The sequence below is a fragment of the Clostridium sp. N3C genome, assembly GCF_900095445.1.
Lineage (GTDB): Bacteria > Bacillota > Clostridia > Clostridiales > Clostridiaceae > Clostridium_AU.
The window spans coordinates 21,926-38,166 of record NZ_FMJL01000027.1; the positions used below are offsets into that span (position 1 = coordinate 21,926).

The following is a 16,241-nucleotide window of genomic DNA, read 5'->3' on the forward strand; positions in this document are numbered from 1 at the left end:
CTTTAAGTAGTCTCATACGGTGCTCCCGTTACAGAGTGTGGAATTTCTATTCCGAAAGAGGAGAAGTTTAACTTCTTGAATTAGGTGGTACCGCGATAATTCGCCCTATGGATTTTCCATAGGGCTTTTATTCTTAATAAAATACAGGAGGGATTTAAGTGGACGAAAGAAAAAAAATAATATTTAGTGGAATACAGCCATCAGGATCTCTAACTCTTGGAAATTATATTGGAGCTATTAAAAATTGGGTCAAGTTACAGGATGATTATGAATGTCTATATTGTGTTGTAGATTTACACGCTATAACTGTAAAGCAGGATCCTAAAGAGTTAAGACAAAGAACCTTGGAGGTATTAGCTATTTATATTGCTTCTGGCTTAGATCCGGAAAAAAATACTTTATTTATACAATCTCATGTGCCAACTCATTGTGAAGCAGCTTGGCTTTTAAACTGCTTTACTTACATGGGTGAGCTAAGCAGAATGACACAGTTTAAGGATAAGTCTCAAAGATATGGAGATAGCATAAGTGCTGGTTTGCTAAATTATCCAGTATTAATGGCAGCGGATATTCTATTATATAATGCAGACTTGGTACCAGTAGGAAAGGATCAAAAGCAGCATATTGAGTTAGCTAGAGATATAGCTAATAGATTTAATAATTTATATAGTCCTACTTTTACAATTCCAGAGCCTTATATAGCAAGCACAGGGCAAAAGATTATGGATCTTCAGAATCCTAACAAAAAGATGTCTAAATCAGAAGAAAATCCAAATGGTTATATTCTAATTATGGATCCTCCAGAGGTAATTAGAAAGAAAATAAACCGTGCAGTAACAGATAGCATAGGTGAAGTTAGATATAGTGATGATCAGCCAGGAGTTAAAAACCTTATGAATATTTTGATATCTTTAACAGGGGTAACTCCAGAGGAAATAGAAAAGAAATATACAGGCAAGGGTTACGCAGAGTTTAAAAAGGATGTAGCGGAGGCTATAGTGGCTGAGTTAGAACCTATTCAAAATAGAGTAAGAGAGATCTTGGCAGACAAGACTTACCTTGAAAATATATATAAGGCAGGAGCGGAAAAAGCATATCATATGTCTATTAAAACCCTCAGAAAGATGCAAAGAAAAATTGGCTTTATACCTCCAGCTAGATAGAAAGCCAAAAGAAAAAAGCAGCAGTTTTTATTCTGCTGTCTTTTCTTTTGGCTCTTTGTTTATTTTAATATATATAAGAAAACCTAACCATAATAGTATTCCTATTATGCTAACTAATTGAGCTACTCTGAAGGGGCCCAACCATAAACTGTCTGTTCTCAATGCTTCTATAAAGTATCGTGCTATAGAATAAAGTCCCATATAGGAGAATATTACGATACCTTTTCTTTTGCTTTTTTTCAAAAGTATTAGTAATATGATACAAACCAATAGGTTCCAAAGAGATTCATATAAGAAGGTAGGGTGGTAGTAAGAGCCATTGATGTACATTCCTTTTTGAATAAATGCTGGGAACTTGCTTATAAATTCTTTAGTTACTTCTCCTCCATGAGCTTCGCCGTTCATAAAGTTGCCCCAGCGTCCAATGGCTTGAGCTAAAATAATGCATGGAGCAGCAACATCTGCCATAGCCCAAAAGTCATATTTTTTGTGTCTAGTGTAGAGGTAGGTTGTAAGTATAGCAAGTATTAGTCCACCGTGTATAGCTAGACCACCCTGTCTTATATTAAAAATATCCCAAAGATTATCTTTGTATTGTTCAAATTCCATAATTACATAATATAATCTAGCACCAATTATTCCAAAAGGGAGAGCTAGGATAACTACATCAAATAAGGAATCAAAGTCTACATCTCTCCATTTACAGGTGAAGGATGAAAGATATACAGCCGCAATCATTCCTATGGAAATTAAAATACCATACCAGCGAATGTCTATGCCGAAAATAGTAAAGGCCACTGGGTTCATATATATCAACTCCTAATATTTTTTACCTATATACTATAATAACCGATTTTGTAGAGTTAATGAAGAAATAAAGAAAAATATTAGTTTTAAATTTTACTTACCTAGTATGAATTTTTCTATAACTTCAGCAACACCATCGTCATTATTGCTTGATGTTATATAATCGGCAGCTTCTTTTACCTGTGGAAAAGCATTGTCCATGGCTACACCAAGACCAGCGTATTTAATCATTGCTATATCATTATCTGCATCTCCAACAGCAATTATTTCTTCCTTAGCAATATTTAAATGTTCACTAAGAACAGATAAGCCTATACTTTTATTAATTCCTGGTTTTAAAAATTCAAGAAAAATAGATGCGCTTCTCATAATGGAATAATCAGCAGAATATTCCTTTGGCATATTTTTTTCTAACTTATCTAATTTCTCTGGTTCATCTACAATCATTACTTTTATAATTTTATCATCATATTTGATATTATTAAAATCCTCAACCTGTACTTGGATTTTATTGATTTCTGCTTCTACATCGGTGTATTTATTTGCTTTAGGGGTTATTAGTCGTCCATTCTTATCGAAGGCGTGAATGTTCAGATCATGTTCCTGACTTAATTTATATATTCTATGAAGGTCTTTACCAGTCATAAATTTTTGAAAAAGCATATTACCAGATTTACCAGTTTGAACTGCGGAACCATTAAAGGTTATAGCATATTCATCATCTTCATTCAGACCTAAATAATCAAGATAATTACGTATACCCATAACTGGTCTACCTGTAGATAATACTACTTTTACGCCACGCTCTCTAGCTGCTTGTAATGCGTTAAAAGTTCTTTCAGAAATTGTTTTATCCTTTCTAAGTAAGGTACCATCCATATCTAAGGCAATTAGTTTGTACATCATTATATCCTCCTAAAAATGCAGTTGTATAATTTTCATGAAACTGTTATAATTTATAAGGTTTATAAATAACATTTTATAAATCATAATGGGATTATATCAAATTTAATATATCTTTTAAAGTGTAGATAGTAAATAGATTAATTGGTAAATATATAAAATAAGTATAGATATAAAGCTTTCTATTAAAAATCAATTTGAAGAAAGAGGAGATACACTATGGTATTATGTCCAGTTTGATATATTAAAAGTGTATATAGTAACTAGATTGATTGGTATATATAGCATAAATGTAGATATGAAAGCTTTCTACTAAGAAAATCAATTAAAGAAAGAGGAGAGAAACTGTGGAGGATTTGAAAAGAGAAATAGAGAGAAGAAGAACCTTTGCCATAATATCTCACCCCGATGCTGGTAAGACAACACTTACAGAAAAGTTCCTTTTGTATGGAGGAGCTATAAGATTGGCTGGTTCTGTTAAGGCACGAAAAGCGTCAAGACATGCGGTTTCTGACTGGATGGAAATAGAAAAGCAAAGAGGTATATCTGTAACTTCATCAGTTATGCAGTTTAACTATGATGGCTATTGCATAAATATATTAGATACACCAGGACACCAAGATTTTAGTGAAGATACTTATAGAACTTTAATGGCAGCAGATAGTGCTGTAATGGTTATAGATGCAGCTAAAGGTGTGGAGGAGCAAACTAAAAAGCTGTTCCATGTTTGTAGCTTAAGAGGAATACCGGTATTTACCTTCATTAATAAGATGGATAGAGAAAGTAGAGATCCTTTTGAGTTGCTAGAGGAAATTGAAAATGTTCTAGGAATTAAATCTTATCCAATGAATTGGCCAATCGGTTCCGGTTCAAACTTTAGAGGAGTCTTTGAAAGACAGGAAAATACTATTCAAGTTTTCGATGGTGGAAATCATGGTCAAGTAGCCGTTGAATCTGTAAAAGGTAATGTAGAGGACGAAGTATTTAAGGATTTGTTAGGAGAAGAACTTCACAATAAGCTTATGGAAGATATTGAGTTATTAGATATAGCTGGTGATGAATTTGATCTAGAAAAGGTATCTGTTGGAGAATTGACACCTGTATTTTTTGGTAGTGCTTTAACTAATTTTGGTGTAGAACCATTTTTACGTCACTTCTTAAAGATGACTAAGCCACCTTTGCCAAGGAAGACTTCTGAAGGTGAGATTGATGTATTTAGCGATAAGTTTTCTGCTTTTGTCTTTAAAATACAGGCAAATATGAATCCTGCTCATAGAGACAGAATCGCTTTTATGAGAATCTGTTCTGGAAAGTTTAGAAAGGGTATGGAAGTTAATCATATTCAAGGTGGTAATAAAATAAGATTGACTCAACCACAGCAATTTATGGCTCAAGATAGAGAAGTAGTAGAAGAAGCCTATGCAGGGGATATTATTGGTGTATTTGATCCGGGGATCTTTAGTATTGGAGATACTTTGACAGAAGGAGAAAAATTTAAGTTTGAAGGTATACCAACCTTTGCCCCAGAGCATTTTGCAAGAGTAAGGCCGGTAGATACTATGAAAAGAAAACAATTTGTTAAAGGGATAACTCAAATATCACAAGAAGGAGCTATCCAGGTTTTCAAAGAATTGTTCATAGGAATGGAAGAAGTTATCGTAGGAGTGGTAGGTATACTTCAATTGGAAGTATTGGAATATAGATTAAAACACGAATATGGTGTGGATATAAGAATAGATAGACTACCCTATAGATACATTAGATGGATTGAAAATGAAGATATTGATATGGACACTTTGAATATCACCAGCGATACTAAAAAGGTAACTGATTTAAAAGACAGAAATCTATTAATATTCCAGAATGAATGGGGTATAAATTGGGTGTTAGAACATAATAAAGGAATTATATTATCTGACGTAGGTAAAAATAATGACTAGTATTAATTTAGGCTTTTCCCATTGAATTTAGGAAAAGCCTTTTTTAAATTATATGTTCCTGTAATTAATTATTATTTATTAATATAGTTAAAAAACACTATTTAGATTTGTTCCGTCCAAATATAACATCCACTATGAAAATTACTGCAGCTACTACTAATAGTATGTTGATTAAAGAACCGCCAATTTTGAATAATAAACCAAGCAACCAAAAAAATACTACAAAGCCACCTATCCATCTTAGTATGGTCATGTTTTTTCCTCCTCGTATTTTCTTTTGCAAATAATTGTTAAATCAACCTTAACTACTAATAGTATTAGCAGATGAAAGTAAAATATTAATTTTTTCAAAATTAAAAAGAGAGGTATACAAACCTCTCGGAAAATTCTTAGAATCTTCTTTCTCTGTTATTTCTTGCAGCTTTTCTAGCTTTTCTGCATTCAGGGCATCTAACAGGATCATTTTCAAAACCCTTTTCTTTGTAAAAAGCCTGTTCTCCTTCTGTGAATACGAATTCCTTTCCGCAATCTTTGCAAATAATGTTTTTGTCAGCCATGATTATACCTCCTAAAATAGGGACAATAATACTTGGACTAAATACATTCCCTAATTTTAAGGAAGTATAGTCTAAATAAATTTTCCCAATAAATATCTTACGTTATCATTATAACAAAATAATATTAAAAATTCAAGATTTAAGCAGATATCTTTTTTTAAGTTTATATATAGTAAGAGTGATAAAGGGCATAACTACAAAGATTATAAAACTTATATTTCCATATAAATGCAGTACTACATCTAAATATTTAGATTCGTTAGATATCATTATGGATACAACAGTTACAATAAAGGTAACAAAATAAACAATAATGTTTCCATCTATGTGAAAAGCTTTTATAAGTTCTCTAAGAGCAAAAAAGCTAATTATGTATTTAACAAACCAGCCTCCAACGATTTGGAAAAGTACAAATAATTCTCCGCTTTCTAAAAAACCTAAAAGAGTTATTTCTTGGATTTGAATTAGTTTTGGAAAAAGTAAATTGGAGGCTCTTATAGGACCAAAGGTTGCAATAGTGCTTATAGAAGAAACTATATGCATTTGAATAACGAAAAGAAATCCTATAAATGAATATTTAGTTAGTTTATTTTTATCATGTACATATTTATAAAAGGGGAAAACTAAAAATAAGCTTCCGTAAAAGCCCAAAGATAAAATAATTGCATCGATGAATTTTATATTAAGGTTATCCGCCATAATTGGTAATAGGTGACGATAATCTTTGTAAGGAGCTGTTAGTGCAACTAAAATTATACCGGATAAGATTGCACCACATATAACTAAAATGGTAACAACAGCCAAAGGGGGAAGCCCTTTTTTTACTGTATAGATAGCTGGTATAGTAAAAAATATAATAAGATACCAGGATGGTGTTTCTATAAAGAGATTTGAATGCATTGAAACGGCCTCTATGGTAGCGCACTCAATCAAGGTTAATATAATTTCTATCATTGTAACACATAAAAATAGATTTCCTAATATATTTCCTAAGGCTTCTCTATAGATTTGAGCAATATTGAAACTGTTTGTCCTTTGCATGATTTTTGTGATGTAAATTAGATAAAAGGTAGCAATAATTGATGCTATTGCGATTGCTATCCAAACATCACGGCCTGCTAGGGATAGGAGAACAGAGATATTAGTTTTTATTGATATTATGGTAATTCCCCAAATAATAAACATTATATGTCTTGAATTTAATCTATCCATATAGATTCCTCACTTTGAAAATTATGATCATTCCTTAATTTATTATTAGCAAAGTTAAGAATATTAAACCATAAAGAAAGAATAATAAAAGTAAGGGCTGAAAAGGAAAGCAAAGGGGTGAGGAATATGGAGAATTTTTTAAATGATATCGAAAATCAATTTAGTGATAGTTTTGATGTAAAATATCGAACTATTAATGTTTCAAACCTAAAAGCTCATCTAATATATATTGACAATATATGTGACTCAAAATATATAAGTGAGTTCATTATACAGCCCTTAATTGATTGTAACAGGATTATAGACTCTGTAGATACATTGATAGAAGGGGTTTTACATTCTAATAATGTTGGTGTAGTGTCAAACTCTGAAGAAGCAATTATGCAGATATTAAGAGGTTGCGTAGTTATTGTAATAGATACCTTTGAAAAAGCTATTTTTTGTGAAGCTAAAAATGTTGCTAAAAGGAATGTAGCTATACCTCAAACAGAGGCAGTTTTAAAAGGACCAAGAGAAGGGTTTAATGATAATATTGTTGACAATATTTCTCTCCTTAGGCGAAGGATTAATAATCAAAATTTAAAGTTTGAAAGTTCTGTTATGGGGGAAAAAAGCAATACTACTGTAGTGTTAGCTTATATTAAGGATACTGTAGATGAGAAGGTTTTAAATTATGTAAAAGAGAGAATTGATAGTGTGAAATATGATTATATTATGGACACTAATTATATTGAATCGGTTTTAAAGGAAAAGAACACACTTTTTGATGTAATTGGTCATAGTGAAAAACCAGATAAAGTAGCTTCCCAATTATTAGAGGGAAAAGTAGCTATACTGGTAGAAGGATCCCCTAATGTAGCAACGGTTCCATATTTTTTTATTGAGAACTTTCAAACTGGCGATGATTATTATATAAATAGGTATTATGCTAATTTTTCAAGAGGTATTAGATGGATAGCTTTCATCATAGCTATCTTTTTATCAGCTATATATATAGCTGTAACTACTTATCATTTTTCTTTAATACCAATTGTATTTGTTTTTAGATTAGCAGTTTCAAGATCTGGTGTGCCATTTCCTACCTTTTTAGAAGTACTTTTAATGTTTCTATTTTTTCAACTTATAAAGGAAGCGGGTATAAGATTGCCTCAACCTATAGGTCAGGCCATGAGCATTGTTGGCGCTTTAATTTTAGGAGATGCTGCTGTAGGAGCTGGCATTACTTCTCAGAGTACAGTATTAATAGTGGCCTTATCTTCTATTTGTTATTTTTTAATACCTAAATTATATGGGGGAATAACTTTATGGTCTTTACTTTTAATTTTCTTTGCTAGCTGCAATGGATTGCCAGGATTTTATGTGGGCTTTTTTATGCTGATAACACATTTAAGTAGTTTAAAAACCTGTCAATATCCTTATCTACATCCCTTGCTTAGCTATAAAAAATTAAAATTAAAGGATACGATTTATAGAAAGAAATTATCGACTATATCCAGAGGATTGTTAAAAAGGAAGGATAATTAATGAAATTTAGATTAATAGCTATAATTTTGGTGATTATTTTTACTTTTACAGGATGTTTTAGTTATCGAGATATAAATAGGGTACTTTTTGATTTAGCAATATTAATTGATATAGACGACAATGGTAATATAATTCTATATACAGAATGTTTTAAAGCCTTTAAAGGAGTTTCGCAAGGGATAGAACAAGGAGTAAGAATTGTAAATAGGGTAGAAGGCAAAACTATCTTTGAAGCTGTAAGAAATTCAAATTTGGATTCTGGTTACAAGCATAATTATACTCAAAATAAAGCTATTATTTTTACAGAAAGAGCAGCACGAAGGGGCTTAAAGGATGTATTAGATTTTTTGGATAGGGATCAACAATTTTTAATAAGATCCTATGTGTTTGTGTATATGGGCGATGTAGACCAATTAATTCATATAAATATTAAAGATGAGGAGTATGTGGGAACTTATCTGTATAGTTTAATACAAAATATAGGTACAGCTTCTAGAGCAGTAATAGTAAATTTAAATGAGTTTTTAAACCGTAGATATATGCTAAGTTCCACAGAGGTAGTATCAGTATTAAGAGTTAAAGAGAAGGCTGTAATGGATAGAATTCAATTAGATGGTGGAGCAGTAATTCAAAATGATAGAATGGTAGATTATATTCCAATAGAACAAAGTCAAGCCTATAACTTTTTAAGAAATGAAGTTGATAGTGGAACTTTGGAGGTCACCAATCCTTCCTACCAAGATGGGTATGTAACTTTGGAAATAGTAAAAAGTAGAACAAAAACTCGTATAAAATATGATGGCAGAAAAATAAAACTCTATAAGTTTATAAAGGTTAACACAAGCATAGGAGAAGCTCAGTATAAATTTGAAATGACCGAGGACGTTATTAAAAAAATAGAAGAGGAAGCGGAGAGAAATATTAAAAAGTATTGCAAGGAACTATTTGAAGAGTATAAGATGAAAAAAATTGATATTTTTGAAATTGCAGATGAACTACATAGATACTATCCAAAGGTAAAGATTGAAAATCCTATTGAAATCACAGAATTAAATATAGTTGTAGATGTTAATGTAGAAGGAAGTAGTAAGAAGCTGGATTTTCGCTAATTAATTTTTTCAATATTTATATTTAGCCACTTAAGTGGCTTTTTTGTTTGTCATTTATAGACATAACATACTATAATATAATATAAGCATAAGATATATTAAGCTTCAATTGTAAATTTATAAGCAATGAAAATCTATTAAAATTCCATAGGTTGATTACTTATAAATTAGGCTTGTTTAAGGATATCTACAGTGAAGGGGTAAGAAAATGGATGTAAAGAAGCTCATGAATCTAATTAAAAAAAATGAGGGCCGCAAATTGGATTTTAAATTAAGGCTTGATATAGATTCAGAATCTGGTAAAAAGGAATTTGTTAAGGATGTATGTGCTATAGCTAATTCGAGAGGAGGAAGAGGTTATATAATAGTTGGGGTAGAGGACAAGACCCATAATATAGTAGGAGTAGATATATCAAGTTTCCCAACAGAAGAGCAATTGCAGCAAGTTGTTAGTTCTCGTTGTGAACCTCCAATACCTATTGTAGTAGAAACAGTATACTTAGAAGGAAAGCAAGTTGTAGTTATAACTATCTTAAATGGAGAACAAAGACCATATCAAGTAAGAGAGCATGGATCTTTTTATATAAGACGTGGTTCTACCACCGACACTATGAGAAAGCAAGAAATAGTTTCCGCCCTACAAGAAGGACTTAACTTGAATGTGGAAACCTGTCCTATAATAAGAAGCTCAACTAAGAGTTTAAATATAAGCTTAGTTGATAGATACTTCAAATCTAAAGGAGTAGAATGTAACGATGAAAATCGTGATTTTTTAATGGAAAGTGCATCTATTACTATTAAAGAAAAGGAATCTTATAAGACTGTAGTCACTTTAGGTGGATTATTAGTTTTTTCTGATATTAATAGTATATATATACCTCATAATATGGTTAGAATTGTGAATAACGTAAATCTAAGCAAGCCTACTATATCTATAGTACAAGGAAACTTGATGAGTATTATAGACAAATGTGAAAAGTTAATAAAAGAAATTTTGCCAGCTAGTTATCCCAGTAACGCAATTTTAGAAGGAATAAAAAATGCTGTATTATATAGAGACTATACTGCTTTTTATGGAGTTATAGAGGTATATCTTGGCTATAATAGCGTTACTGTAGTAAGCCCTGGTAATCTAATAAAAGATCAGATAAATCCAATGTACTCCGGCGAGTATTTTAAGAGAAATATGTGGATTTATGAAAAGATGATAACTTTAGATGAAAAAAATAGATTCTTACAAGGTGGCCATGGATTCAAAATAATGAAAAAGGCTTTTAAAAATTATGGAAGAGTTAAATTTGTTAATTCTTATGAATTAAATAGCTTTAAAGTAATATATCCAGGAGTGAAATTATTTGAATAAAAAAGTAATTGTTAACAATATGAAAACATCTACACAAAAAGTAGTTTAGTCATTGAATGAATTTTCAGAATATTATATAATTTATATATATATTTATAAATACCTAAAAATTTTAAAGGGGTGTTTATCATGATTCAAGTATTTTGTGGTAAAAGAGGTTCTGGAAAATCAAAAAATCTCATCGCAATGGCAAACGAATGTGTAAACAATATTAAGGGAAATGTGGTATACGTTGACGATGACAAAAGACCAATGCTTGAATTGGATAGAAGAATAAGATTTATTTCAACAGATGATTTCAACTTAACAAACTGTCATAACATCTATGGATTTTTGTGCGGCATGCTTTCTCAGGATTACGATATAGAAGCCATTTTTATTGATGGACTGTTTAATATTGTTTCCGGTAATTCTAGTGATGCTGCACATTTATTTTTTGAACTAGAAAAGTTAATGGAAAAATTTGATTTAAGGATTTATATCAATATAAACAATGAATGTGACGAGGTACCTGAGTTTATTAAAAAGTATGCTGCTTAAATAATATATGAGTTTGAAAATAAATGGGTGAATAGGTTTTATCAGCTTTTATCAAACCTATTAGAAAGACCCTTAAGTAATAAAAGTGCTAAAGAGATTGCTTTTTAAGCTCTTTAGCATTTTTATTATTGATAAATTCATGCATAAATGTTGATAATTCGTAATTTAAAATATATACTATAAATGTTGCTTATATAATTTTTGAAAGTGAACGGAGGGAAAAGTATGTCGAGTGTTTTTGATGTTCTTCAAGAAAGAGGATACATAAAGCAGCTTACTCACGAAGACGAAATAAGGGAATTATTAGAAAAGGAAAAAGTAACTTTTTACATAGGTTTTGATCCTACTGCAGACAGTTTACATGTTGGACATTTCATGCAAATGATGGTAATGGCTCATATGCAAAGAGCAGGTCATTTTCCAATTGCCTTGATTGGTGGGGGAACTGCTATGATAGGGGACCCTTCTGGAAAGACTGATATGAGAAGAATGATGACAAGAGAAGAAATTGATCATAATGTAAATTGTTTTAAAGAACAGATGTCTCGATTCATAGATTTTTCAGAAGGTAAGGCTTTGATTGTAAATAATGCAGACTGGTTATTGGATTTAAATTATGTAAATTTCATCAGAGAAATAGGTGTTCATTTCTCTGTAAATAAGATGCTTACAGCAGAATGTTTTAAGCAGAGACTAGAAAGGGGACTATCCTTCCTAGAATTTAACTACATGCTAATGCAAGGTTATGATTTCTTGGAATTGAATAGAAAATATGGTTGTGTTATGGAGCTTGGCGGTGACGATCAGTGGTCCAACATATTAGCTGGAGTGGATTTAATTAGAAGAAAAGAAGGAAAACCTGCTTATGGTATGACCTTTACATTACTAACAAATAGTGAAGGTAAGAAAATGGGTAAGACTGAAAAAGGTGCTGTTTGGTTGGATAAGGAAAAAACTTCACCTTATGAGTTTTATCAGTACTGGAGAAATATAAATGATGCAGATGTCGAAAAATGTCTTGCATTATTAACCTTCCTTCCAATGGATGAGGTTAGAAGGCTAGGAGCTCTTCAAGGAGCAGAAATAAATGAAGCTAAAAAGGTACTAGCTTACGAAGTTACAAAGATTATTCATGGAGAAGAAGAAGCTGAAAAGGCAAGATCAGCTGCAGAGGCACTATTTAGTGGAGCAGGTAATCTAGAAAATGTACCAACTAGCACTATTACTAAAGATTCTCTTAACAAGCCTGTACTTGATGTCTTAGTTGAACTTAAAATACTACCTTCAAAGGGAGAAGGAAGAAGACTTATACAACAAAATGGTCTTAGCATTAATGATACAAAAATAACTGATATTAATAGAACTCTAATGGAAGAAGACTTCAAAGATGGCTATGCTCTTATAAGAAGGGGTAAGAAAAACTATAATAGAATAGTTGTTGAATAATTAAGTAAGCTTGCCTTAGGGCAGGCTTATTTTTTACTCTACAATTTAATTAATTAAACTTATGATCCATCATATTTCAATAGGAATAGACTTAATTTATATAGATAAGTTACGATAATTATATTATAGAGTAAAGGATAGTTTATTAGGTAAGTGTGGTTGGGGGTGAAAAAGTGGCCGGTATAAGAGATGTTTCGCAAATTTATAATTCTACTAATAGAAAAATAACAGGTAAACTTAGCTTCAATGTAGGGGATAGCTTTTCTGCTAAAATTTTGAATAGCAGTGAAGATGGAAAGGAAGTAACGGTTAGAACTATAGATGGATGGCAGTTTCCTGCTATTCTAGAAGAGCCTTTAGACTTGTTGCCAGAATCATTGGTTAAATTTCAGGTTCTTGGCTATGATAAGGGAGAAATAAAACTTAAGTTAGTTCCAAAGGAGCAAGGTGAAAAAACTAGTGAAGAGGAGTCCTTGTTACAGATAGCCAAAAATAATAATTTAGGAGAAGAGGATATAAGAATATTAAAAAGTATGACTACTTTTTCTATTCCTTTAGATAGAGAAAATATATCTAAAGTAAAATCCCTTGTAGATTTTCAAAATAAGATAAACAAGGATCCTGATGAAATAGATCAATTTATATTAAAGTATCTGAAAAGTAATCAAATTAGCAGTGAAAGCAAGGAAGGTATAGAAATTACTAATACTTTGCGTAGTTTTTTTGAAGAGTTTAAGGAAATGTCTTTAGAAGAAATTCTTTTTTTCCAAGAGAATGGAATTGAACTGACAGAGGATAATATTAAGAGTTATAGGGACTTATTTGAAAAACCTCAGGGCATGAATAACAGCCTAAAGAATATTATAGATACAATTAATAGCTCTCAACAGGAAAAATCCTATAATGCAAAAATAGAGGCTAATGGATTTACTAAGTCAGAATTATTTATGGACAAGGACTTAAGTAATGAGTTTTTACAGGTTTATTACAAAGATGTAGAAGTAGAAAGAGAAATTAATGACAATTATAGAGATATAAATAAAGATAGTAACAAGGAAATAAATCGGGATAATCATCAGGACATTAGCAAAGACAATTATAAAGAAGTAAATAAAGATAACTACAAAGAAATAATCCAAGGTAATTACGAAGAACTAAGTAATGATAATTACAAGGAAATAGGTAAAGAAAATTTTAAAGAGATAAATATAGACGATTACAAAGAAATAAACCATAAAGAAATAAATAAAGACAACTATAAAGAGACTTTAAGCAAAATTAATAATAATCAGTTGGGGGGGCAAGGTGAGAGTAAGGTAAAATCATCCCTATCAAAGGATTTAGATGAAAAGCTTAATCAAGTTATAATGGAAGAGGTTGCTGTTCCATTAAAGGAAAGTGAAGAAGAGGTTAAATTTATAATAAAAGAAAAAATAGTGTCTAAAATTCTTGAAAAAATTGAAGAAAGTATCCAAACCAAGGGCAAGGTTGAAGGAAAGGAAATAATTAATTTTATAAAGGATGATTTTAAAAATACACCTGAGTTGAAAGGCTTCTTAAAGGAAAAGGACGTAGAGAACATGCTTTTAAGATTAAGTAATAATAAAGAATTAAATGAGTTAATGGATCTTAAAAGAAATGACAATATCAGCAAGATGGTTTTGAACCAAGTTAAAGATAAAATTGAAGAATTAAAGACTATGGTAAAAAATGTTATAGATGCCAAGTCAGAATTAGATCCTAAAACCTGGAATGGAATACTTAATAGTGTGAAAGCTAATATTAATGATATTAAGATTTTTAATACAATTTCCGGTGAGTATTATTATATTGATATTCCTGTGAAATTCATGGAGGATGACTATCCTTGTAAGCTAATAATAAAGGATGACAGGAAGAAAGGTAAGCGAATAGATTCAAACAATGTAAAAATGGCAGTAAGCGTTTCAACTATTAAGATGGGTAAAATTGATATATATATAGATCTTAAAGAAAGAAATATGAAGCTGGATTTTAAATGTGAAGAGCAGTGGGTAAAAGTACTGGATGCGTCAAAGGAAAGATTATATAAAATATTGGTCAGTAATAACTATAATGTGTCTATTAATGTTTCTGAAAGAGAAAAAGAAATGAACTTTGCAAATTGTAGAGAATTTTTCCAGGATACTCATAACTCAAATATAAATGTTGTAGTTTAAAAGGTGAAAGATATGGAAAAAAGAAGGAAAGCGGCAGCTTTAAAATATGAGCAAAATTATGATGCTCCAATAGTAACGGCGGCGGGCGTTGGATTTATAGCAGATAAGATCATTGAAAGTGCAAAGGAAAATGAAGTCCCCATAGTAGAAAACAAGGAGTTAGCAGATTTGTTAAACAATGTAGATGTAAATAGTGCTATTCCTGTAGAATTATATGAGTCTGTAGCTGAAATCATAGCTTTTGTAATTGATTTAGATAAGGAATTATAGAGTCTATTAGCTAATATTAAAAAAGAGGGTTGGTGATTAAATGGCTCTTTATGCAATATCAGATCTGCATTTATCCTTAAGCCTTGATAAGCCTATGGATATATTTGGGGATAATTGGTATATGCACCATGAAAAAATCAAAGATAATTGGCTAAAAGTTGTTAAAGAGGATGATACGGTATTAATTGCTGGAGATCTATCCTGGTCTATGAAAATGGAAGATGGACAAAAAGAACTCCATTGGATTCATCAATTACCCGGTAAGAAAATTATGATAAAGGGTAATCATGATTATTGGTGGGGGAGCATTTCTAAATTGAATAGCCTCTATGAAGATATGCATTTTATTCAAAACAATCATTTTTCTTATAAAAATTATGCTATATGTGGAACTAGAGGATGGATTTGTCCTGGTACAGATAAATTTGAAGAGAAGGATTTAAAGATTTATAATAGGGAATTAAATAGATTAAGACTTTCTCTAGATAGCGCTAAAAAAGATGGTTATAGCAAGATTATAGCAATGCTTCATTATCCTCCTACCAATGAGAAATTTGAAGATTCAGGCTTCACTGATATCTTAAAAGAATATTCAGTAGAGAAGGTTATATATGGGCACCTTCATGGCCCTTTTCATTATAACTTATTAAATGGTGAAAGAGATGGTATTGAATACTTGCTTACATCCTGTGATTATCTTGATTTTAAATTAATAAGATTGATGTAAAGGAATGTGTAAATATAACTATAGGAAGTGGCTTTTTAGCCACTTTTTTGGTTATTTTTATTAAATTGTGAAATACTATAAGTATCTCTAATATAAATATTGAAGAATAATTATTTGACAAATAAATCGCTATATCGTAATATATGAATATATAAATAATATATTATTTAAAAGAGGTTTTTATTATGGATCATAATTACAAGGAATTAGAAGAAGTTAGTGAATTATTAAAGGTGTTAGCTCATCCTGTTAGGTTGTGTATAGTAAAAGGGCTTCTAAACAATGGTGGATGCAATGTAAGTTTCATGCAACAATGCCTTGATGTCCCTCAATCTACTGTATCTCAGCACTTGCAAAAACTAAAGAGTGCTGGAATTATTCAAGGGGAAAGAAAGGGGCTAGAGATAACTTATAGGGTTATAGATGAGAGAGCAGCAAAAATAATTAAGTTTTTAACTGAGGATAAGGAGTAATCTAATTAT

16 protein-coding genes and 1 other annotated feature (1 of these 17 cut by a window edge) are annotated in these 16,241 nt (G+C 30.9%); of the genes, 11 read left to right on the forward strand and 5 right to left on the reverse strand.

The window, feature by feature from the left end; translation table 11 throughout:
• Window positions 1–111 (forward strand) — a binding site (T-box leader); it begins 114 nt to the left of the window's first position.
• A gap of 47 nt (window positions 112–158) precedes the next feature.
• Complete coding sequence (trpS, locus tag N3C_RS08750) at window positions 159–1,163, forward strand: tryptophan--tRNA ligase (RefSeq protein WP_074365653.1); 1,005 nt, start codon at window positions 159–161, stop codon at window positions 1,161–1,163.
• A 27-nt stretch (window positions 1,164–1,190) separates the two neighbouring features.
• Here the strand turns inward: trpS and lgt are convergent, their stop codons facing one another.
• Window positions 1,191–1,970: a prolipoprotein diacylglyceryl transferase gene (gene lgt, locus N3C_RS08755; RefSeq protein ID WP_074365654.1), complete on the reverse strand. Its 780-nt coding sequence runs from the start codon at window positions 1,968–1,970 to the stop codon at window positions 1,191–1,193.
• Window positions 1,971–2,063: 93 nt separating this feature from the next.
• Complete coding sequence (yidA, locus tag N3C_RS08760) at window positions 2,064–2,873, reverse strand: sugar-phosphatase (RefSeq protein ID WP_074365655.1); 810 nt, start codon at window positions 2,871–2,873, stop codon at window positions 2,064–2,066.
• A gap of 347 nt (window positions 2,874–3,220) precedes the next feature.
• On the opposite strand from yidA, the gene N3C_RS08765 reads away from it, so the two are divergent.
• Complete coding sequence (locus tag N3C_RS08765; protein ID WP_074365656.1) at window positions 3,221–4,813, forward strand: peptide chain release factor 3; 1,593 nt, start codon at window positions 3,221–3,223, stop codon at window positions 4,811–4,813.
• 97 nt (window positions 4,814–4,910) lie between these two features.
• Here N3C_RS08765 and N3C_RS14850 read toward each other — a convergent pair whose 3' ends face one another.
• The 3 genes from N3C_RS14850 to N3C_RS08775 all read right to left on the reverse strand — a co-directional run bounded on the left by N3C_RS14850 (window position 4,911) and on the right by N3C_RS08775 (window position 6,582).
• Window positions 4,911–5,066 carry a lmo0937 family membrane protein gene (locus tag N3C_RS14850; protein ID WP_143312637.1) on the reverse strand — a complete coding sequence of 52 codons (156 nt, stop codon included), beginning with the start codon at window positions 5,064–5,066 and terminating at the stop codon, window positions 4,911–4,913.
• A gap of 136 nt (window positions 5,067–5,202) precedes the next feature.
• Window positions 5,203–5,370 (reverse strand): zinc-ribbon domain-containing protein, encoded by a 168-nt coding sequence (locus tag N3C_RS08770; RefSeq protein WP_074365657.1) that lies wholly within the window; start codon window positions 5,368–5,370, stop codon window positions 5,203–5,205.
• 132 nt (window positions 5,371–5,502) lie between these two features.
• Window positions 5,503–6,582, reverse strand: coding sequence for a GerAB/ArcD/ProY family transporter (locus N3C_RS08775; RefSeq protein ID WP_074365658.1), 1,080 nt, complete (start codon window positions 6,580–6,582; stop codon window positions 5,503–5,505).
• Window positions 6,583–6,708: 126 nt separating this feature from the next.
• Here N3C_RS08775 and N3C_RS08780 point away from each other — a divergent pair, with 126 nt between their 5' ends.
• From N3C_RS08780 to N3C_RS08820, 9 genes are all read left to right on the forward strand, one after another.
• Window positions 6,709–8,106 (forward strand): spore germination protein, encoded by a 1,398-nt coding sequence (locus N3C_RS08780; RefSeq protein WP_074365659.1) that lies wholly within the window; start codon window positions 6,709–6,711, stop codon window positions 8,104–8,106.
• Window positions 8,106–9,215, forward strand: coding sequence for a Ger(x)C family spore germination protein (locus N3C_RS08785; RefSeq protein ID WP_074365660.1), 1,110 nt, complete (start codon window positions 8,106–8,108; stop codon window positions 9,213–9,215). The genes N3C_RS08780 and N3C_RS08785 overlap by 1 nt, the downstream gene beginning before the upstream one ends.
• Window positions 9,216–9,423: 208 nt before the next feature.
• Complete coding sequence (locus N3C_RS08790; protein ID WP_074365661.1) at window positions 9,424–10,578, forward strand: AlbA family DNA-binding domain-containing protein; 1,155 nt, start codon at window positions 9,424–9,426, stop codon at window positions 10,576–10,578.
• A gap of 129 nt (window positions 10,579–10,707) precedes the next feature.
• Window positions 10,708–11,118: a hypothetical protein gene (locus N3C_RS08795; protein ID WP_074365662.1), complete on the forward strand. Its 411-nt coding sequence runs from the start codon at window positions 10,708–10,710 to the stop codon at window positions 11,116–11,118.
• A gap of 225 nt (window positions 11,119–11,343) precedes the next feature.
• Window positions 11,344–12,564 carry a tyrosine--tRNA ligase gene (gene tyrS, locus N3C_RS08800; RefSeq protein ID WP_074365663.1) on the forward strand — a complete coding sequence of 407 codons (1,221 nt, stop codon included), beginning with the start codon at window positions 11,344–11,346 and terminating at the stop codon, window positions 12,562–12,564.
• 173 nt (window positions 12,565–12,737) lie between these two features.
• Window positions 12,738–14,762, forward strand: a complete 2,025-nt coding sequence (locus tag N3C_RS08805) for a hypothetical protein (RefSeq protein ID WP_074365664.1) — start codon at window positions 12,738–12,740, stop codon at window positions 14,760–14,762.
• A 12-nt stretch (window positions 14,763–14,774) separates the two neighbouring features.
• On the forward strand, window positions 14,775–15,032 hold the full coding sequence (locus tag N3C_RS08810) for an EscU/YscU/HrcU family type III secretion system export apparatus switch protein (protein ID WP_074365665.1): 258 nt from the start codon (window positions 14,775–14,777) through the stop codon (window positions 15,030–15,032).
• Between the two features lie 40 nt (window positions 15,033–15,072).
• The gene (locus N3C_RS08815; RefSeq protein ID WP_074365666.1) at window positions 15,073–15,759 is read left to right on the forward strand and encodes a metallophosphoesterase; all 687 of its coding nucleotides are present in this window, start codon (window positions 15,073–15,075) and stop codon (window positions 15,757–15,759) included.
• Between the two features lie 185 nt (window positions 15,760–15,944).
• Window positions 15,945–16,232, forward strand: a complete 288-nt coding sequence (locus N3C_RS08820; protein ID WP_074365667.1) for an ArsR/SmtB family transcription factor — start codon at window positions 15,945–15,947, stop codon at window positions 16,230–16,232.
• The last annotated feature ends 9 nt before the right edge of the window (window positions 16,233–16,241 follow it).